The following is a 19,133-nucleotide window of genomic DNA, read 5'->3' as shown; positions in this document are numbered from 1 at the left end:
AAATGCCGGTATTTATTGCTGATGAACTGCTCGATCGTCTGATCGAGGAGGATGTCCCCTATGGGGATCTGACAACGAATGTGCTCGGTATCGGGAACAGGCAGGGAAAAATCGTTTTTTCCACCCGGGAACCGACGGTGATCTGCGGTACCGAGGAGGCGGGACGAATTTTCCGGAAACTCGGTGCCGAGGTAAAAAAACTGCTGCCGAGCGGGGATTATCTTTCCCCCGGAGCGGATTTCCTCGAGGTTCAAGGAGAGGCCGCAGCCCTGCACGCCGGCTGGAGGGTTTGCCTGAGCCTTCTGGAACATATCTCGGGGATCGCCTCCCGAACCAGGAAAATTGTCGACCTCGCCAAAGAGGTCAACCCTGCCATCTCCGTCGAAACGTCCCGCAAATCCTTTCCGGGCGGCAAAAAGCTGACCATCAAGGCCGTTCAGTGCGGCGGCGGTCATCCCCACCGACTAGGCCTGTCCGAATCGGTCCTGGTCTTCAAACACCACGGGGCCTTTTTCGACGATCAGCAAGCGTTCTGGGCCCACCTGGATCAATTCAGGGAAAGAATCCCCGGCAAAAAAATCACTCTTGAGGTCGAAAACGAAAAGGAGGCCCTGCAGGCTGCAGAAGCCGGAGTGGACATCATCCAGGTCGATAAAATGTCGTGTCCGGAGCTGAAAGCATTGTTGGAAAAAGTCCGAAGCCTGAACCCCGCCACCAAGATCGCCGCCGCAGGCGGCATTACGGAAAAAAACGCAGCGGAATATGCAGCGACAGGCGCCCATATTCTGGTTCTTTCCTCGGTCTTTTCCGGCAGGGCCAGCGATATCGGGGCGAGGATTGTGCCGATCTTGTAACGACTGCTATCGGGCCTGAGGTTTCAGAAACAATCCTCAAATACGATCGTAAGTAAAAAAATACGAGTCCTACCCATAGGATTCAGGACTCGCATTGTCAACATTATCGAAATTTATCGGACCCTAGAGCTCCGCATTATTATTTTTTTCTGCGCCTGCGTGAATGAAGGACAAGGCCCCCCAGACCGGAACCTAGCAGAAGGAGAGTTCCGGGTTCAGGAACCGGAGCGACCTCATTAAAACGAGTTACATGGCTGATCACAAATCCATCCTCGTAATCGGGTATATTCATCTCAGAAGGCAGCAAGGATGTATCAAAAACGCCCCAAGCCATACTGTCTATATTTCCAAACAGACCCCAATAAGTAGCATTCTTGATCAAAAAATATTCTGAGTAGGGAGCATTTATCTCAAAGGCATAAACGCCTGCTACATCTGTGCTGAAGTAGGGAACGTTTTCATCCCTAACCTGATATGTCGCCGTTTGACCGAATTGAGCCAGCACCTCGTTTACCCAGCTCGTTTGTTGGCCCAAATTACCTGTGCCTGAATTGGATGCTAAAAATGGGTCGAGACCACCCACATCAGTAGTGCCCACCATTATACATAATCCAGGCGTGGAAAAAATCAGCAACAACAGGGAGCTTAGCAGGAGATTTTTCATAAATGTACCGGCCTCTCTTTGGAATGCGCCACCAATGGTATTTGAATCCGTGGTCGTTGAGTTTTTGATGCTTACTCTATCTTTAGGCAAACGCTATGCCACAGATTTTTTTCTTATTATATCAAATAGTTACGAACTTGAAGCAAATTATTAACAAGCAAGTGAAAGTTTTTCGACATCGAAGCAAAACGCACAAAAAGGTAAAAGATAATTCATTCCAGTGATTTATCATAATCCGCCTGATTAGGCATCGAATTGTCGCAAAGTATTGTGTAAAAAATAGCGACAAATTGTATGTACAATAAATTTTTTCAGAAAAGGCAAAACTCACCACCCGTAAGTCTCCCTGGAGAAGACTTCACAGAGGGCCAGCTCAGCGATGGAGAGCTTGCGCAGCAGATAGCGGCGATCACGGGCGGGAACTTTGCGAAGGTAACGGGCGGCGAGCCTGGAGCGTTCGACGTTGCTCAGGCAGTCAACGTAGAAGCGGAGTTTATCGAGGCGGGAGGAAGCTTGAGCGGTGCGACGTTGGCCGGGGGTCATGACAGGCCCCCTTGCCGAGTGTGAGACTCAACGTCGGATAAGATATAAAGTTACGTAAATTCAGCATGTTAGTAGCCATATCCTCCCCAATCCCCAGGAGCCGACGGGCACCGTCTGACATCTTGGGTTATTTGTCCGCCATCTGTCAACCGTCCTGGGGGTTCCCTCCATTCCCCTCTCGGCACCCCCTCAGCCCGCCCGGCAAAGCCGGTTTGGGGCTGAGGGGAAGCCGAGGGGTCCCCATGTCGGCCGCCCGCGCGGCCCCCAGAAAACTTGCTTTTCGTATTCGCAAAGTGTCATTAACTGCGGCTGATAGGTAAGGTGGTCCGCCTGGCTTTTCTGCGTTTCCCCAGCCTTCCAGCATCGCGCAACGTAATCCGGACAAGGTCAAGCACCGCCCAGGGATGCTTTTGTTCCTTCATCGCCTGATTTGTCCGCCTGAGAGCCTCTTTTTCCTCCAGTCCGCCTTGAATGAACCCATCGAAGAGCCTGCAAACCTCAACTTGGAATTCCTCCCGGTGTTCGCGAGCTTTCTCTATCTCATCGGGCACCACCGCGCGGGCCTCAGCCTCAGCGATCGACACTTTCCGATCCACGAACCGCACGAACCCAACGAGCGATTCCAGAAGCGCGACGAATGCACGAGTCATCCCCTGAGGGAGCACCACGGAAAGATGAACCATGTCCCCCGGAAGAGGCCGAACGTAAGTATCCAACTCGAACTCCCGGGCCAGCGGGTTGAAGGTCCGAGAAAGATCACCCACCAACCGCCCCACATCGACGGAGGACAACGCAGAAGAAGGGCAGGCCGTAGCCTGCGTCCCGCCCTGCGATTCCAGCCGTTCGAAAGGGATCAATGATGGACAATCGTTTCCGCTCACAGCCCGCGCCCTCCAGGATTGCGCCGCAGATCTTCCAAGAACCGGCAGAGAAGATGCCGCACGATCACCGAAACGGTAAACCCTTCGCGCCGGGCATATTCGTCCAGCTGCCGATAACGGTCAGCATCGAGGCGCACGGTAATTTTCCGATCAAGGTTGTTCAAAGGAAGCTGCCGGCTGCCGGCCGGCTGCCCGCTCCCCAGCGGCCCCGCCGCAGCCGCAGCCGACAGGGGGGCAGGGGAATCCCCCTTGCCCCGTTGTCGTTGTTTCTGAACCTGAGCCTTGTTTCTGGCCGTTTGCCGATCCCTTTTTCTGCTCATCACATCCCCCTTTTGCAAGACATTGTCCGACAACGTCCGACAGTGTCCGACAAATGCAAAACTGTGTCAAGAGGAAAACCCCAGTTTTTCCAGCAGATTAGACAGCAAGGGATTGAAAGTGAAATAAGCGCCCCGGTGTTACCAGTCCGGGGCTCTCCCGGCTTCGGGCCGGGCAGGAAAAATTGACTTGTAGAGCGGGAGAAATGATTGCCGGAACGGCAAATGAAAGGTGTCCCATCCTCGCACAGATCGGACAGCCGATCAAGGAAATACGACATGGAAGAGAGGGAGGACTCCCGGTGCTGGCGGGTAGAACGTCCTGCAACCTCTCCCCAGGTCTGGCGGTCGGCCGGTACCGCCTTGCCCCATTCAGCCGAGCGATTCAACGTCGGATAAGATATATTATGTAAACTTTAGTATGCTGCTAACGAGATGCCCTTATCCGAGGCTGGCCAATTCCAGACGGCTCCCCCACCGGGCCTTGAGTTCCTGGCGCAGGTCTTCGTATTGAGGGTTGGTCAGAAAGTCGGGTTGTTCGACCAGACGGAATGCTTCCTGACGGGCTTCTTCCAGGATGCGGCCGTCGCGCAGCAGATTGGCCACGCGGAAATCGGGGATTCCGGATTGCCTGGTGCCGAGGAATTCTCCGGGACCCCGGATCTCGAGATCGGCTTCGGCGATACGGAATCCGTCGTTGGTTTCTGCCATGACCTCAAGCCTTCTCCGTCCGTCCTCACTGCAACGTTCGGAGCGTATCAGCAGACAGGCTCCCTCTGCGGAGCCCCGGCCAACCCGGCCGCGCAGCTGGTGCAATTGCGCCAGACCGAAGCGTTCGGCATGCTCCACCATCATGACGGTGGCATTGGGAACATCGATGCCCACCTCAATGACGGTTGTGGAGACAAGGATCTGAATCCGTTTCTCCTTGAAGTCCCGCATCACCGCTTCCTTTTCCTCGGCCTTCATGCGGCCGTGCAGCAGTCCGACGGTTACCCCGGGGAAAACCGCTTGACGAAGCTGCTCGGCGCCTTCGGTTGCTGCAAGCAGGTCCGATTTTTCCGATTCCTCGACCAATGGATAGACGATGTAGGCCTGTCTGCCGCCCGTAATTTCCCGGCGAATGACTTCGTAGGCTTGCTGCCTGTTGTTATGCGCGACAATACGGGTTTTGACCGGTTTGCGGCCTGGAGGTAGCTGATCGATGACCGACAGTGAAAGATCGCCGTATACGGTGAGCGCCAGACTGCGGGGTATCGGGGTTGCCGTCATTACAAGGATATCCGGATGACACCCCTTTTTGCGCAAAACACCCCTTTGGCGGACCCCGAAACGATGCTGTTCGTCGATGACGCCCAACCCGAGATTCTGAAATTCGACCCCCTCCTGAAGGACAGCGTGGGTGCCCACCACCAAATGTACTTTTCCGGCAGCGATTCTGGCCAGCAACGACCTTTTCTCCGCTGCAGGTGTGGAACCGGACAGGAGGACCACCGAGAGACCCAGCTTCTCCAACCAAGAATGAAACTGAAGGAAATGCTGCTCGGCGAGGATTTCCGTAGGAGCCACGACGGCCACCTGGGTGTTGTTTTCGATCGCGATCAGGGACGCCATCAGGGCGACTACGGTTTTGCCGCTGCCCACATCCCCTTGCAGCAGCCGGTTCATAGGGCGCGGCGCCATCATGTCCCGCTTGATCTCGCCCAATACCCTTTTTTGGGCTTCCGTGAGGCTGTAGGGCAACATCTTGGCCAGAGGCCGCGTGTAGCGATGACTGACCTGGAAAGCGAACCCTTCCTGGAAAATTTCTCCCTGGCGCTTCAGGGCCAGGCCGAGCTCGAGGAAGAAGAATTCGTCGAAAACCAGGGTACGGCGTGCCGCGTCCCTCCCCTCTTCCAATTCTTTTAATGAGGCGTCCCTCGCCGGCCAGTGACTTTCGGCCAGAGCCTGTCCAAGAGGTAAAAGGTTGTGGCGAACGAGGACCTCTTCGGGAAGAAGGGTTTGGACGGAGTGGGCATAGCGGTCGACTATCTCCCTCCATATTTTGCGGGCGTTTTTCTGATGCAGCCCTTCGGTCAAAGGATATACCGGAAGGATGCAGCCATAAGTCAAAGGATCCAGGGAAGGCAGATCACCCGGGGAGAATTTCCCTTCGAGGAATTCCACGTCGGGATGGTGGATTTCTCGAATGGAACCGAATCGACGGACCTCACCGATAAATACTCCCCAGCGGCCGATGGAAAATTTTTTCTGCATCAAGCTTTGCCGATAGTGAAACCATTTCAGAGAGATATGCCCCGAACCGTCACCGACAAGAACTTCGTACAACTTTTTGCCCCGTGCCGTGACGGATTCCCCGACGGCGAGGATCTCACCGGTAAAAACTTCGAGTCGATTCTCACGAATATGGGCTATCTTACTGAATTGACGACGGTCTTCATACCTGTTCGGCAGAGTATAGAGGGCGCTCTCCACGTCGGAGAGCCCCATTTTTGCCAGTTTTTCGGCGATACGCGGACCGACCCCCCGGACCTGGTCGAGGGGGGTCGTCAGAATTTGGCGGGATTTTGCGGAAGGCGGGGTTAGGGTCATCAGCCCTTGATTTATTTGGCGACGGCAGCGTTGAGATCGCGAAGCAGGGCTTCAACATCGATGCCATGGGCCTTGGCGCCCTGTTCCACGCTTTCAAACTTGGCTGCGGCGCATCCTATACAACCCATCTTGTACTTCATGAATACCTGGACCACTTCCGGGCCCATCTGCAGAACATCCTTGAAGGTCATGTCCTTGGTGATTTTGTCACTCATAAAATCCCCTTTTTACTCTTTTAGGTAGATAATTCACCGTTCATTCGTACTTGATATTGACGATTTCGTAAACACGCAGGCCGGAAGGAACCTTGATCCTGACTTCATCCTCCAGACGGTGGCCGATGAGTGCCCGGCCGACCGGCGAGGTGACGGAGATCTTTCCCTTTTTCAGGTCGGCTTCGTCTTCCCCGACAATCTGGTAGCAGACTTCACTTTCGGAATCGACGTCGAAAAGAGTGACGGTGGCCCCAAAAACCACCTTATCGGCATTGAGTTCAGCAGGATTAATGACCTCAGCCCGGGCAATCTTGTCGTTAAGTTCCTTGATCCGGCCCTCGATGAAGCCCTGGCGGTTTTTGGCCGCGTCGTACTCGGCGTTTTCCGAAAGATCGCCATGGCCCCGAGCCTCGGCAATATCCTGTACGACCTTGGGGCGTTCGACCCGGACCAGTCTTTTCAGTTCTTCCTGAAGACTGCGGTAGCCTTCCTGAGTCATAGGTATGGAGCGTGACATGTTCCTATTCCGTCCTCTGCACTTAAAAATCATCGGGCGGGATAACCCGCCCGATTGGCTCGTGATATGTGAATCGATCTGAGATGACCGGTTCTTAATCGGTGGAATAATACTCTTGAAGCGGCGTGACGTCAAGTGTTTCTCGCTGCAGGGCCAATACGGCGTCGATGGCGGCGAGGATTCCGGCGACGGTCGTATAGTAAGCCACATTGTGAACCAGGGCCGATCGGCGGATGGTGAAGGAATCGGCCACCGAGGCGGCGCCGAAGGTGGTATTGAAAACCATGCCGAATTCGAAGCTCTTGATGGCATCGACGCAATGAGGTCGGCCTTCCTTCACCTTATTGATCGGCTCGACCTCGATCCCCTGCCCTTGCAGATAATCAGCGGTGCCGCGAGTAGCCACGAGCTTGAAGCCTGCCCGGATGAGTTTTCTCATCCCCTCCACGATCAGCGGTTTGTCGGCATCCTTGACACTGATAAACACCTTGCCGGACGTGGGCAGCTTGACCCCGGCACCGAGTTGAGATTTGGCGAAGGCTTTTCCGAATTCCCGGTCCAACCCCATCACTTCCCCGGTCGATTTCATCTCGGGACCGAGCAGAGTGTCGACCCCCGGGAATTTGACGAAGGGGAAAACCGCTTCCTTGACCGACATGTATTCGGGAATGATTTCACCGGAAATGCCGATTTCGGCCAGTTTTTTCCCGGCCATCAGGCGGGCGGCGATTTTGGCCAGCGGGCGGCCGGTGGCCTTGGAGACGAAGGGGACCGTGCGACTGGCGCGGGGGTTGACTTCTAGCAGGTAGATGTCCCGGTCCTTGACGGCAAACTGAATATTCATCAGTCCGACGACGTTGAGCTCAAGGGCCAGGGCGATGGTCTGCCGTCGGATCTCGTCCACAACCTCGGTCGGCAGGGAGTAAGGCGGCAGAACGCAGGCCGAATCGCCGCTGTGAATGCCGGCTTCTTCGATATGCTGCATGATGCCGCCGATCACCACATCCTGGCCATCACAGAGGGCATCCACATCCACCTCGATAGCCTGCTCGAGAAACTTGTCAACCAGAATGGGATGATCCGGGGAAGCCTGCACCGCATGGGTCATGTAGTTCCTGAGCTGCTCAACCTGGTAGACGATCTCCATGGCACGGCCTCCCAGCACATAGGACGGGCGCACCACCACCGGGTAGCCGATTTTTCCGGCGACGATTTCGGCTTCTTCAAAGGAGCGGGCCAGACCGTTGGCCGGCTGCCGCAGACCGAGCTTGATCAGCAGGGCCTGAAAACGTTCCCGGTCCTCGGCCCGGTCGATGGCGTCGGGAGACGTACCGATGATCGGGACGCCCGCCTTTTCCAAAGGCACGGCAAGTTTCAGCGGGGTCTGGCCGCCGAACTGCACGATCACCCCTTCCGGTTTTTCCAGGGCCACGATTTCCAGAACATCCTCCAGGGTCAGCGGCTCGAAATAGAGACGATCTGAGGTGTCGTAGTCGGTGGAAACGGTCTCCGGATTGCAGTTGACCATAATGGTCTCGAATCCGTCTTCGGCCAGGGCCAGCACTCCGTGCACGCAGCAGTAGTCGAACTCGATGCCCTGGCCGATGCGGTTGGGGCCTCCGCCGAGAATCATGATCTTGCGCTTGTCCGTCGGCTGGCTTTCACACTCTGTTTCATAAGTTGAATAGAGATACGGGGTATAGGCAACGAATTCCGCCCCGCAGGTGTCGACCCTCTTGAATACCGGCCGGATGCCGAGGCGATGACGCAGGCTACGGACCTCGTCCTCCTTCATGTCCCACAGAAAGGCCAGCCGACGGTCGGAAAAACCGTACTCCTTGGCTGACCGCAGCTGCAGGGCGAGTTGCGCCTCATCGGCTCCGGGGATCGGTTTTTCGGCCGCCAGATCGTTTTCCATTCGCACGATATCGTTGAAGTTGCCCAGAAACCAGGGGTCGATTCCGGTCAGCTCGTAAATCTCTTCAACCGTCATCCCGGACCGCAAGGCATCCGCGAGGTACCAGGGCCTTTCCCAGTTGGGCACCTGGAGCTTTTCCCGGAGCAGGTTCTTTTCCTCTTCGGTAAGGGAGCGATTATGCTCGGCGGGAGAGCGGAACAACCGGCTTTCAAAACCGTGGGAACCGATTTCCAGGGAGCGCAGCGCTTTCTGGAAGCTCTCCTTGAAGGTCCGTCCAATGGACATCACCTCGCCCACCGATTTCATCTGGGTAGTCAGAACACTGTTGGCCTGGGGGAACTTTTCGAAAGTAAAGCGAGGTATTTTGGTGACGACGTAGTCGATGGTCGGTTCAAAAGAGGCGAAGGTTTCCCGGGTGATATCGTTGGGGATCTCGTCCAGGGTGTACCCTACCGAGAGTTTGGCCGCGATCTTGGCGATGGGGAAACCTGTCGCTTTGGACGCCAGGGCCGAGGACCGTGAGACGCGGGGATTCATTTCGATGACCACCAGCCGGCCATCCCGGGGGTTGACTCCGAACTGGATATTCGATCCGCCCGTATCGACGCCGATTTCCCGAATGATCCGGATCGAGGCATCCCGCAGGATCTGATATTCCTTGTCGGTCAGCGTCTGGGCGGGCGCGACGGTGATGGAATCGCCGGTATGCACCCCCATGGCATCGAAATTTTCGATGGAGCAGATGATGACCACGTTGTCGGCCATGTCGCGCATGACCTCGAGCTCGAACTCCTTCCAGCCGATCACCGATTCTTCCACCAGGATCTCGTTGCTGGGTGAAGCCTCGATGCCGGCCATGGCCATCGCCTCGTACTCCTCGAGGTTGTAGGCGATGCCGCCGCCCGTTCCGCCGAGGGTAAAGGAGGGCCGTATAATGGCCGGGAAGCGCACGTGTTCTATAACTTCCATGGCCTCCTGATAGTTATGGGCAAGACCGGACCGGGGCACCGGCACGCCGATCCTTTCCATGGCCTGCTTGAACAGGGTGCGATCTTCGGCTTTTTCGATAGCCGGCAATTTGGCGCCGATTAGTTCCACACCGAACTTGTCGAGGACCCCCTGTTTGGCCACGGCCACCGCCGTATTGAGGGCCGTCTGGCCCCCCAGGGTCGGCAGCAAAGCGTCGGGGCGTTCCTTCTCGATGATGCGCGCCAATGACTCCGGGGTAACCGGTTCGATGTAGGTGCGGTCGGCAAAACCCGGGTCGGTCATGATGGTGGCCGGGTTGGAATTGAGGAGGATGACCTTGTACCCTTCCTCCTTCAGAGCCTTGCAGGCCTGGGTTCCGGAATAGTCGAACTCGCAGGCCTGGCCGATAATGATCGGCCCGGCGCCGATGATCAGAATCTTCTCGATGTCGGTACGTTTTGGCATTCTGGTTCCTTGGTAATAATGAGCGCCGATGCGGCGGACTGAAAAACGGATTCGCGTTCCATCCGGTTTCGCTGACCGGTCACCTTGCCTACTGCTCTTTTTCCATCATCGCAATGAAACGCTGGAAAAGATACCGGGCGTCGTGCGGACCGGGAGAAGCTTCCGGGTGGTACTGGACGGAAAAAGCCGGCAACCGGCAATGCTCAAGACCTTCGATGGTGTTGTCGTTGAGGTTCATGTGGGTCAGCACCGCCTCGTCCTTGAGGGAGTCGCCGGCGACGGCAAAACCGTGATTCTGGGAGGTGATTTCCACCTGCCGGCTCTCTTCCCGCATGACCGGCTGGTTGCCGCCCCGGTGACCGAACTTGAGTTTGTAGGTCTGGCCGCCGAGAGCCAGAGCCAGGAGCTGATGCCCCAGACAGATCCCGAAAACAGGCACTTTTCCCAGCAACTGGCGTATGTTCTCCTGGGCATAGATGATCGGTTCGGGGTCGCCGGGTCCGTTACTGAGGAAGACACCGTCGGGTTTCATTCCCAGCACTTTTTCCGCAGGGAAATCGGCGGGAACCACCGTAACCTGGCAGCCCGAGGCGGTCAGATTGCGCAGAATGTTTCGCTTGATGCCGAAGTCGTAGGCAACCACCTTGAAACGCTCCTGGCCGTCGGCCTGAGCATAGCCCTTTTCAAGATCCCAGAGACCTTCGTGCCATTCGTAAGGCTCTTTGCAGGTCACTTCCCGAACCAGGTCCCGCCCGACGATGGAGGGAGCACGGCGAGCCTTGGCGATCAGGCTTTCCGGATCGAGATCGATGGAGGAAATGATCCCGGTCTGTGCTCCATTGTCACGAATATGGCGCACCAGGGCCCGGGTGTCGATCCCCTGGATGCCGACAATGCCGTTTTCTTCCAGATAGGCGCCCAGGGACTTGCGGGAGCGCCAGTTGCTGGGGTATTCGCAGGCTTCCTTGACCACGAAACCGGCAAGATGGGGTTTGCCCGATTCCACATCCTCGGGGTTGATGCCGTAGTTGCCGATCTGCGGATAGGTCATGGTCACGATTTCCCCGCAGTAGGAGGGGTCGGTGAGAATTTCCTGGTATCCGGTCATGCTGGTATTGAAAACCACCTCCCCGGTGGTTTCGCCCCGGGCACCCAGGGCCTTGCCGTAAAAAACCCTGCCGTCGGCAAGGGCCAGAATCGCTTTCATAAGGTTAATGCTCCTTGGTGCTTGAAAATACGGTAGAGTGAGGGGTTAGGAGTGAGGAGAAAAAAAAGGAAGACCCTTTTTTAGACGGAAGAATTACACCTCACCCCTCACGCCTCACTCCTCACCTATAATTTACACCGTCCGGCGGTAAACCACCCGGCCGCCGCAGATCGTCATGGTTGCAGCCCCTGCAAACTTCCAGCCGTCGAAGGGGGTGTTGCGGCTTTTGGAGACCATGTCTGCAGCCCGGAAGGTCCATTTATGCTCCGGATCGATCACCGTTATGTCAGCCGCCCTGCCCACTTCCAGGGTACCCCGAGGGATGTTCAGGGCTCGTGCCGGTCCGCAGGTCAGGCAGGAGATGGCCCGGGGCAAGGTCAGGACCCCCTCCTGGACCAGACGCAAAGTCAGGGCCAGGGCAGATTCGAGCCCGACAATGCCGTTCAGGGCAATGTTGAACTCGACATTCTTCTCGTCGATATGGTGGGGCGCATGATCGGTGGCGATAACCCCGAGAGTGCCATCCGCCAGCCCTTCCCTGATGGCGGCGACATCGTCGGCCGTTCGCAGGGGCGGATTCATCTTGGCGTTGGTGTCGTATCCCCGCACGGCCTCCTCCGTCAGTGTAAAATGATGAGGGGTCGCTTCCCCCGTCACCTTTACACCCCTTTTTTTTGCCGCGCGAATGATTTCGACCGCCCCCCGGGTGGAGACATGGGCGACATGCAGACGGGCCCCGGTAAATTCGGCCAGCATGACGTCCCGGGCCACCATGGCGTCCTCGGCAACCCAGGGTATCCCCTTAAGTCCCAGTTCGGTTGACACGAACCCTTCGTTCATGACACCGCCGGCGACGATGGAGAGATCCTCGGCGTGGCTGATGACCGGCAGATCGAAGGATCGGGAATATTCCATGGCACGGCGCATGATCTCGCCGCTGGCCACGGGACGGCCGTCGTCGGAAATGGCCACGCAGCCGGCTTCCCGCAGCTCGCCCATTTCAGCCAGAGTTTCCCCCTGCAGGCCGCGGGTAATGGTGCCAACGGGATAGACGTTGGCAAAACCCGCTTCGGCGGCTCTTTCCAGAATCAACCGAGTCACCGCCTTGTTGTCATTCACCGGCGAGGTGTTCGGCATGCAGGCTACCGAGGTGAAGCCTCCCGCCGCAGCGGCCCGGGTCCCGGAGTATATGTCCTCCTTGTACTCCTGCCCCGGCTCCCGCAGATGAACGTGAATATCGATCAGTCCGGGCACGACCAGGGAATCGGCAGCCTCCACGAGTTCAGCATCGGGCGCTTCAATTCCCTGGCCGATTCCGGCAATTTTTCCGTCCTGAACAAGCAGATCGAGTTTGTCATCGACACCATGGGCAGGGTCCAGAAGTCTGCCGTTTTTGATTAGTATTTTCATCGTCCACCCCGTAAAGACTGTTTTGATTATCGGCAAAAACCGTTCCGGCAGCGCAAGCCGCCGGATTATTCGGCGGGATGCTCGCCGCCCGAAATGAGATACAGCAGGGCCATCCGTACCGCCACGCCGTTTTCAACCTGGTCGAGAATGACGTTCTGAGAGCCGTCGGCCACATCCGAAGCGATCTCCACGCCCCGGTTCATGGGACCGGGATGCATGACGATCGCATCCTGCGCGGCCAGTTTCAGTTTCTCCCGGTTCAGACCGAAGAACCGGCTGTACTCGCGGGTCGAGGGGAGCAGGGTCTTGCCCTGGCGCTCCTGCTGGATGCGCAGCATCATCACCACGTCAGCGCCCTCAATGGCCGGCTCGATGCGATTGAAGGTCTGGGCGCCGAGTCTTTCGATTCCAGGCGGCAGCATGGTTCCCGGACCGGCCAGGCGCACTTGGGCGCCCATTTTCTTCAGGGCGTACAGGTTGGATCTGGCCACCCGGCTGTGGGTAATGTCGCCAACAATGGCGACCGTCAGCCCTTCGATCCGCCCTTTTTTCTCCCGGATCGTCATCAGGTCGAGCAGGGCTTGGCTGGGATGCTCATGGGCGCCATCCCCGGCATTGACCACGGAGAACCCGCAGCGCTCCGCCAGGTAGTGGGGAGCGCCGGAGTGCCCGTGCCGCATGACAATGATGTCGGGATGCATGGCCTCCAGGTTTCGGGCGGTATCCTCAAGGGTTTCCCCCTTCACCACGGCGGAGGTCGACGCACTGATGTTGACCGTGTCGGCAGAGAGGCGTTTGCCGGCAATTTCAAAGGAGGTGCGGGTGCGGGTACTCGCTTCGAAAAAAATGTTGATGATGGTTTTCCCTCGCAGAGTCGGCACCTTTTTGATCTCCCGTGTGCTGATCTCCTTGAAGCTGTCTGCGGTATCGAGAATCTGGGTGATGTCTTCGGCGGACATCGGTTCGATACCCAGAATGTGTTTATGTCGGAAAGACATGGCGGACCTCCGGATGTTCGGACTTTTTGTGCACCCATGCCCGAATGGATGCTGAAGAAAAAGGGTCACGGCCCTGTTCCACCAGGAAACGGACCGATTTGACACGCCGGTTCAGGGTTTGACCAGGCGCACCTCCTCGGGCGCCTGCTGTTCCCCGAACTGAACCAGAATCTTTTCACTGCGCGAGGTTGGCACGTTGCGGCCCACAAAATCGGCCCTGATCGGCAGTTCGCGGTGGCCCCGGTCGATCAGGACCGCAAGTTGGATGGACCGCGGCCTGCCGAGATCGATCAGGGCGTCCATAGCCGCCCGAATGGTGCGCCCGGTAAACAGTACGTCGTCCACCAGCACGATATGCCGGTCATCCAGGGAAAAGGGGATTTCGGTCCTGCCGACGGGGAGCTTTCCCCGCGACCCGAGGTCATCGCGGTACATGGTGATGTCAATGGACCCCATCGGCACCTCCACCCCTTCAATTTCCCGGATCCGGTTCTGCAGACAGCGCGCCAGATGATCTCCACCGCGGCGCACCCCTACCAGGACCATGCCCTCTGTTCCCTTGTTCTTTTCAAGAATTTCATGGGCAATTCGGGTCAAGGCCCGGGCGATTGCCTGATTGTCCAGAAGGATGGTTTCCCGTGTCGTCATTCGGCCTCCCTGACAGGCTGTTCATTCATGTTCGTCCGCCCTTCTGCCCCTTTAGCGGGATTTTCAGGGCACAAAAAAGGGTACCCTCGCCGTATGCGAAAGGATACCCTGTTTATTACCGCTTTATTTTCGAACAACATTATCGCCACCCTTGCTGATCTCTCTGGATCAGCTTAAAAGGCATGCCTGTATCTCTCTGAATCGAACTGTTTCGGGGACTCTATCAAAACCCCGAAGTGCCGTCAATCACAAATCGATCTGGCGGGCTAATGGATCAGTTTTCCGATCCGGCTCCAGCGCGGGCGATGGTTTTCACCGTTCCAGGACCAGTATTTGATGAACGCGAGACCCTTGATTTCGTCGTCGTCGACAAAGCCCCAGAACCGGCTGTCGTGGGAACGGTCCCGATTGTCGCCCATGACAAAATATTTACCTGGCGGCACCAGAACGGGAGGCATGTTGTCCCGGGGCGAAAAATGCGCCGGAAAAACATTATCCTCCTTGTGAACCGCCTGTTCCAGATTGAAAAGCTGACCGTTCAGATAGACCTGCTTGTTGGTTATCTGGACCACGTCACCGGGAACACCTACCACCCGCTTGATGAAATCCCTTCTCTGGAAAAAGGGCTTTTCCCGATCCTCGGGATATTCAAAGACAATGATGTCGCCTCTCTCCGGGTCCCGCAGGGAGAGAATTTTGTCATCGGCAAACGGCACCTGGATGCCGTAGATAAACTTGTTGACCAGCAGATGATCTCCGACGAGCAGGGTGTCTTCCATCGACCCGGACGGAATCTTGAAGGCCTGAACCACAAAGGTGCGGATGATCAGGGCCAGAATCAGGGCGAAGAGGAGTGCTTCACCGTATTCCCGGTACCAGGGTTTGTTGCGGTTTTTGGATTTGAAGAGCATGTGTCATTTCTCTTTCACTTTAAGGATTGCCAGGAAAGCCTCCTGAGGCAATTCGATGTTGCCGACCTGTTTCATCCGTTTTTTACCTTCCTTCTGTTTTTCCAGAAGCTTCCGCTTGCGCGTTATGTCGCCGCCATAGCACTTGGCGGTGACGTCCTTGCGCAGTGCCTTGACGTTGACACGGGCCAGCACCTTGCTGCCGATGGCCGCCTGGATCGCCACTTCATATTGCTGTCTGGGAATGAACTCCTTCATCTTGGCCACCAGTTCGCGTCCGCGAAACTGGGCCTTGTCCCGATGGACAATGAGGGACAGGGCGTCGACCGGATCCCCGTTGACAAGGATGTTCAACCGCACCAGATCGCTGGGGCGGTAGTCGAGGAATTCGTAGTCGAGGGACGCGTAGCCGCGGCTGATCGACTTGAGGCGATCGTAGAAATCAAGCACGATTTCGCTCAGGGGAAGCTCGTAAACGACCATGACCCGGTTGGCCGTCAGATACTTGATTTCCCGCTGAACGCCCCGTTTTTCTTCGCACAGGGCCAGAACCGCGCCAACATATTCGTTCGGCACATGGATCGATCCCAGGATGTAGGGTTCACGGATCTGGTCGATGTACTGAACATCCGGCAGCTTGTTGGCACTGTCCACCACCAGTTCCTCCCCCTGCACCGTTGTGACCTGGTAGCGTACCGTTGGCGCGGTGGTGATGAGATCGACGTTGAACTCCCTTTCCAGACGCTCCTGGATGATCTCCATGTGCAACAACCCCAGAAAACCGCAACGGAATCCGAAGCCGAGGGCCAGAGAGTTCTCCGGCTCGAAGGAAAAGGAGGAATCGTTCAGGCGCAGCTTCTCCATGGCATCGCGCAGGGAATCATACTCCCCGGTGTCGATGGGGTAAAGCCCGGAGAAGACCATCGGCTTGACTTCCTTGAAACCCGGCAGGGGTGCGCTCGCCGGCCGATGAAAATGAGTCAGGGTATCCCCGACCTTGGCGTCCTGCACGATCTTGATGCCGGCGATGACAAAACCGACCTCGCCGGCGGCCAGGGAGGTCATCTCCACCGGATGGGGGGAAAAGACGCCGAGCTTGAGGATTTCGTAACTCCTGCCGCTGGCCATCAGTTTGATTTTGTCCCCCTTCTGCAGGGTCCCTTGCTTGATCCGTACCAGCACGATGACTCCCTGATAGGAATCGTACCAGGAGTCAAAAATAAGCGCCTGCAGGGGCGCTTCGGCATCGCCTTTGGGAGGCGGTATCTTCTGAACGATCGCTTCGAGGATCTCCTCGATGCCGATCCCCTCCTTGGCGCTGGCCTCCACCGCATCGGAGGCGTCGAGGCCGATGATTTCCTCGATTTCCTCCTTGATCCGGGCGGGGTCCGCTCCGGGGAGATCGATTTTATTCAGTACGGGAAAGACTTCCAGGTTCTGGTCGATAGCCAGATAGACGTTGGCCAGAGTCTGGGCCTCCACCCCCTGGGACGCATCGACCACCAGCAGCCCCCCTTCACAGGCGGACAGGGATCGGCTCACTTCATAGGTGAAATCGACATGCCCGGGGGTGTCGATCAGATTGAGAACGTAGGTTCGGCCGTCCCGGGCCCGGTAATTGAGACGCACGGCCTGGGCCTTGATGGTAATGCCCCTTTCCCGTTCCAGATCGAGCTTGTCGAGGAACTGGTTGGTTTTCTCCCTTTCCGTGAGGGCTCCCGTCGCCTCCAGCAGGCGATCGGCGAGGGTCGATTTGCCATGATCTATATGGGCAATGATGGAGAAGTTGCGTATCAGGCTCTGATCCATAAAGGTTGCATATCCTCAAGGTAAAATACCCCGATCCTTTCAGCGAGTTTCCACCGCAGGGCGTTAAATGGCGGTTTCGACTGAAATCTTTAGAAACGACTCGGGCGTGCAAAGACTTTATAGGGTACACAAAGGGCCAGTCCCTTGTAAAGGGAAAAGCCCTGTGCTGCAGCCCTGCTTCGGCGGATCATGTTTTTAATTGCCTCAGATTCGTTGCCCGGTTACGATGCCGCCTGTATGATAGAGACGATTGACATGCCATAAACCCGAGGAGGAGCAAATCCCGTGAGTACCATCGATCTACTGATCAGCGACAGCAGTCGCAAGTTTTCTGCCAAGGCCGCGGTGCGGCAAAAAGTCGCCGGTCTGTGGCGGGAAACACTGTACCGGGATTTGTGGCGCGACGTCGAGAGGGTCGCGGCAGGTCTGCAGACCTGGGGGCTGCGGCACGGTGATCGCGTCGCGCTGCTCGGTCCCAATTCCCCCCGCTGGATGAGTTCCTATCTTGGCATCCTCCACGCCGGCGGTATCGTCGTGCCCGTAGACAAGGAATTGAAAAGCGGTGAACTCCGTCATGTTCTCGAAGATTGCGGCAGCTGCATCCTGTTTACCGAAAGAGCTTACCTTGATGGTGTGGCCGAAATCGGCAGAGAACTGCCGGATCTGAAAAAAATCGTCCTCCTTGATGGTTCCTCGGACCTGAACGCCCTGCAGACGCTGTCTGAGACGATTGCCTTGATGGTTGACGAGTGGCAGCAACTGGCTGAGAAGTTCCATATCCCTCCTGATGAAAGATCCCGCATGGAAGCCCTTGGCCGTCAACTGGAAGGACTTTTGCGGCAAAATTCTCAAGCGGAAACCGCCGAGGTGCAGGAACGTGGCCTGTTTGCCAAGGAGGCGCTGCGGTTTCGAAAATTCTGCCAGGATCATGGTCTTTGCAGCTTCGATGAATTTGTCGTCGCCGATACCCCTCCCCGCCCCTCGGGCAGAAACAGCGAGGATACGGCCGTCATTCTCTATACCTCGGGCACGACCGGACGCTCCAAGGGAGCCATGCTCAGCCACGCCAACATTATCAGCAACATCAGGAATTCCATTCCACGGCTGGACGTCGATCACACCATGCATACCCTCTCCTTTCTGCCCATCAACCATGTCTTCGAACAGGTTGCCGGAATGCTGATCCCCCTGTCTCTCGGCGGGACGATTTCCATCGCCGAATCGATCAAGAAGATCGGCCAGAATCTCGTTGAGGAAAAACCCTCTATTTTCCTTGGTGTCCCGGCTGTTTTCCGGCTGCTGCTGAACCGCATCATGAAAAATATCAACGACAAGGCCCTTTCGAGGGTTTTATTCGCCAATCCGATCACCCGCCCGCTGGTCAGCGCCAAGGTCAAAAAGAATCTGGGCGGCAATGTGACCTTCATCAGCGGCGGTGCTGCCCTCGACCCTGAAATCGCGATCGGCCTGGAAAAACTCGGTTTCACGATCTACCAGGGATACGGCATTACCGAAACCTCTCCCGTCATTTCCGTGGAATGTCCGAACGAAAAAAAAATCGGAAGCGTCGGTCGCCCCATCCCCGGTGTGGAGGTCCGCATCGATAGTCCAAACGAGGAGGGTGTGGGGGAAATCCTGGTTCGTGGTCCCAACGTCATGCAGGGGTACTACAATCGTCCTGAGGAAACCGCGGAGGTTCTCCGAGGCGGCTGGTATCATACGGGGGATCTCGGGAAATTGGACGAGGAAGGCTTTTTGACCATTTGCGGCCGGGTTAAAAACCTGATCGTCACCCCGTCGGGCAAGAATATATACCCTGAAGAGGTGGAAAACGAGCTGTTGAAAAGCCCCTTTATCGCCGAGGTCATGGTCTACGGCCACAAGTTGGACGCCAGCGAGGAGGAGGTGCATGCCCAGGTCTATCCTGACCATGAAGCCATTGACCGGCATGTGAGGGAACAGGGGATTCCGCCCCTGAATGAGGCCGGCCTCAAGGAACTGATTCGTCGGGAGATCGTGGCGGGCGGACAGCGATTGGCGGACTACAAGCGGGTGAAGCGTTTCACTTTGCGGGATGACGAGTTCCCGAAAACGACTACCCGAAAAATCAAACGATTTGTGGTCGAGGCGGACATTTCAGCCACCGAATGAAGATGCGCAGGTCATCGAGGGGGCAGAACGCCCGCCGTCAAAGCAGGCACGACACCGTTGAATCCTG

General features: G+C 56.8%; 16 protein-coding genes. 2 read left to right on the top strand and 14 right to left on the bottom strand.

Annotated elements, in window-relative coordinates; translation table 11 throughout:
- Positions 1–2: 2 nt before the first annotated feature.
- A complete protein-coding gene (modD, locus tag R2940_05480) occupies positions 3–854 on the top strand; it encodes a ModD protein (protein MEZ4599220.1) in 852 nt (283 codons plus the stop codon).
- 139 nt (positions 855–993) lie between these two features.
- Here modD and R2940_05475 read toward each other — a convergent pair whose 3' ends face one another.
- The 14 genes from R2940_05475 to lepA all read right to left on the bottom strand — a co-directional run bounded on the left by R2940_05475 (position 994) and on the right by lepA (position 16,915).
- On the bottom strand, positions 994–1,518 hold the full coding sequence (locus R2940_05475) for a PEP-CTERM sorting domain-containing protein (protein ID MEZ4599219.1): 525 nt from the start codon (positions 1,516–1,518) through the stop codon (positions 994–996).
- Between the two features lie 327 nt (positions 1,519–1,845).
- Entirely contained in the window at positions 1,846–2,061 is a 216-nt protein-coding gene (locus R2940_05470) for a hypothetical protein (protein ID MEZ4599218.1), read from the bottom strand.
- Positions 2,062–2,360: 299 nt separating this feature from the next.
- Positions 2,361–2,942, bottom strand: coding sequence for a hypothetical protein (locus tag R2940_05465; protein ID MEZ4599217.1), 582 nt, complete (start codon positions 2,940–2,942; stop codon positions 2,361–2,363).
- Positions 2,939–3,262, bottom strand: coding sequence for a hypothetical protein (locus tag R2940_05460; protein MEZ4599216.1), 324 nt, complete (start codon positions 3,260–3,262; stop codon positions 2,939–2,941). The genes R2940_05465 and R2940_05460 overlap by 4 nt, the downstream gene beginning before the upstream one ends.
- Positions 3,263–3,700: 438 nt before the next feature.
- Positions 3,701–5,851, bottom strand: coding sequence for an ATP-dependent DNA helicase RecG (recG, locus tag R2940_05455; protein ID MEZ4599215.1), 2,151 nt, complete (start codon positions 5,849–5,851; stop codon positions 3,701–3,703).
- A gap of 11 nt (positions 5,852–5,862) precedes the next feature.
- Positions 5,863–6,066: a DUF1858 domain-containing protein gene (locus tag R2940_05450; protein MEZ4599214.1), complete on the bottom strand. Its 204-nt coding sequence runs from the start codon at positions 6,064–6,066 to the stop codon at positions 5,863–5,865.
- Between the two features lie 40 nt (positions 6,067–6,106).
- The gene (gene greA / locus R2940_05445; GenBank protein ID MEZ4599213.1) at positions 6,107–6,583 is read right to left on the bottom strand and encodes a transcription elongation factor GreA; all 477 of its coding nucleotides are present in this window, start codon (positions 6,581–6,583) and stop codon (positions 6,107–6,109) included.
- Between the two features lie 94 nt (positions 6,584–6,677).
- Positions 6,678–9,935, bottom strand: a complete 3,258-nt coding sequence (gene carB / locus R2940_05440; protein ID MEZ4599212.1) for a carbamoyl-phosphate synthase large subunit — start codon at positions 9,933–9,935, stop codon at positions 6,678–6,680.
- Between the two features lie 88 nt (positions 9,936–10,023).
- On the bottom strand, positions 10,024–11,142 hold the full coding sequence (gene carA, locus R2940_05435) for a glutamine-hydrolyzing carbamoyl-phosphate synthase small subunit (protein MEZ4599211.1): 1,119 nt from the start codon (positions 11,140–11,142) through the stop codon (positions 10,024–10,026).
- A gap of 132 nt (positions 11,143–11,274) precedes the next feature.
- A complete protein-coding gene (locus R2940_05430) occupies positions 11,275–12,552 on the bottom strand; it encodes a dihydroorotase (GenBank protein MEZ4599210.1) in 1,278 nt (425 codons plus the stop codon).
- A gap of 65 nt (positions 12,553–12,617) precedes the next feature.
- Positions 12,618–13,550 carry an aspartate carbamoyltransferase catalytic subunit gene (locus tag R2940_05425; protein MEZ4599209.1) on the bottom strand — a complete coding sequence of 311 codons (933 nt, stop codon included), beginning with the start codon at positions 13,548–13,550 and terminating at the stop codon, positions 12,618–12,620.
- 111 nt (positions 13,551–13,661) lie between these two features.
- On the bottom strand, positions 13,662–14,198 hold the full coding sequence (gene pyrR / locus R2940_05420; GenBank protein ID MEZ4599208.1) for a bifunctional pyr operon transcriptional regulator/uracil phosphoribosyltransferase PyrR: 537 nt from the start codon (positions 14,196–14,198) through the stop codon (positions 13,662–13,664).
- Positions 14,199–14,464: 266 nt separating this feature from the next.
- The gene (gene lepB, locus R2940_05415) at positions 14,465–15,109 is read right to left on the bottom strand and encodes a signal peptidase I (GenBank protein ID MEZ4599207.1); all 645 of its coding nucleotides are present in this window, start codon (positions 15,107–15,109) and stop codon (positions 14,465–14,467) included.
- A gap of 3 nt (positions 15,110–15,112) precedes the next feature.
- Complete coding sequence (gene lepA, locus R2940_05410) at positions 15,113–16,915, bottom strand: translation elongation factor 4 (GenBank protein MEZ4599206.1); 1,803 nt, start codon at positions 16,913–16,915, stop codon at positions 15,113–15,115.
- A gap of 285 nt (positions 16,916–17,200) precedes the next feature.
- Between lepA and R2940_05405 the strand changes: the two genes are divergently transcribed.
- Positions 17,201–19,066, top strand: coding sequence for an AMP-binding protein (locus R2940_05405; protein MEZ4599205.1), 1,866 nt, complete (start codon positions 17,201–17,203; stop codon positions 19,064–19,066).
- The last annotated feature ends 67 nt before the right edge of the window (positions 19,067–19,133 follow it).

This window comes from Syntrophotaleaceae bacterium (genome assembly GCA_041390365.1).
Taxonomy (GTDB): domain Bacteria; phylum Desulfobacterota; class Desulfuromonadia; order Desulfuromonadales; family Syntrophotaleaceae; genus JAWKQB01.
Note: the sequence above shows the minus strand (reverse complement) of the source record. Positions and strands in the feature narration are given on the sequence as shown.

Coding starts and splice junctions, on each gene's coding strand:
- modD (MEZ4599220.1), top strand. CDS start 3: ATGCCGGTATTTATTGCTGATGAACTGCTCGATCGTCTGATCGAGGAG.
- R2940_05475 (MEZ4599219.1), bottom strand. CDS start 1,518: ATGAAAAATCTCCTGCTAAGCTCCCTGTTGTTGCTGATTTTTTCCACG.
- R2940_05470 (MEZ4599218.1), bottom strand. CDS start 2,061: ATGACCCCCGGCCAACGTCGCACCGCTCAAGCTTCCTCCCGCCTCGAT.
- R2940_05460 (MEZ4599216.1), bottom strand. CDS start 3,262: ATGAGCAGAAAAAGGGATCGGCAAACGGCCAGAAACAAGGCTCAGGTT.
- recG (MEZ4599215.1), bottom strand. CDS start 5,851: ATGACCCTAACCCCGCCTTCCGCAAAATCCCGCCAAATTCTGACGACC.
- R2940_05450 (MEZ4599214.1), bottom strand. CDS start 6,066: ATGAGTGACAAAATCACCAAGGACATGACCTTCAAGGATGTTCTGCAG.
- greA (MEZ4599213.1), bottom strand. CDS start 6,583: ATGTCACGCTCCATACCTATGACTCAGGAAGGCTACCGCAGTCTTCAG.
- carB (MEZ4599212.1), bottom strand. CDS start 9,935: ATGCCAAAACGTACCGACATCGAGAAGATTCTGATCATCGGCGCCGGG.
- carA (MEZ4599211.1), bottom strand. CDS start 11,142: ATGAAAGCGATTCTGGCCCTTGCCGACGGCAGGGTTTTTTACGGCAAG.
- R2940_05430 (MEZ4599210.1), bottom strand. CDS start 12,552: ATGAAAATACTAATCAAAAACGGCAGACTTCTGGACCCTGCCCATGGT.
- R2940_05425 (MEZ4599209.1), bottom strand. CDS start 13,550: ATGTCTTTCCGACATAAACACATTCTGGGTATCGAACCGATGTCCGCC.
- pyrR (MEZ4599208.1), bottom strand. CDS start 14,198: ATGACGACACGGGAAACCATCCTTCTGGACAATCAGGCAATCGCCCGG.
- lepB (MEZ4599207.1), bottom strand. CDS start 15,109: ATGCTCTTCAAATCCAAAAACCGCAACAAACCCTGGTACCGGGAATAC.
- lepA (MEZ4599206.1), bottom strand. CDS start 16,915: ATGGATCAGAGCCTGATACGCAACTTCTCCATCATTGCCCATATAGAT.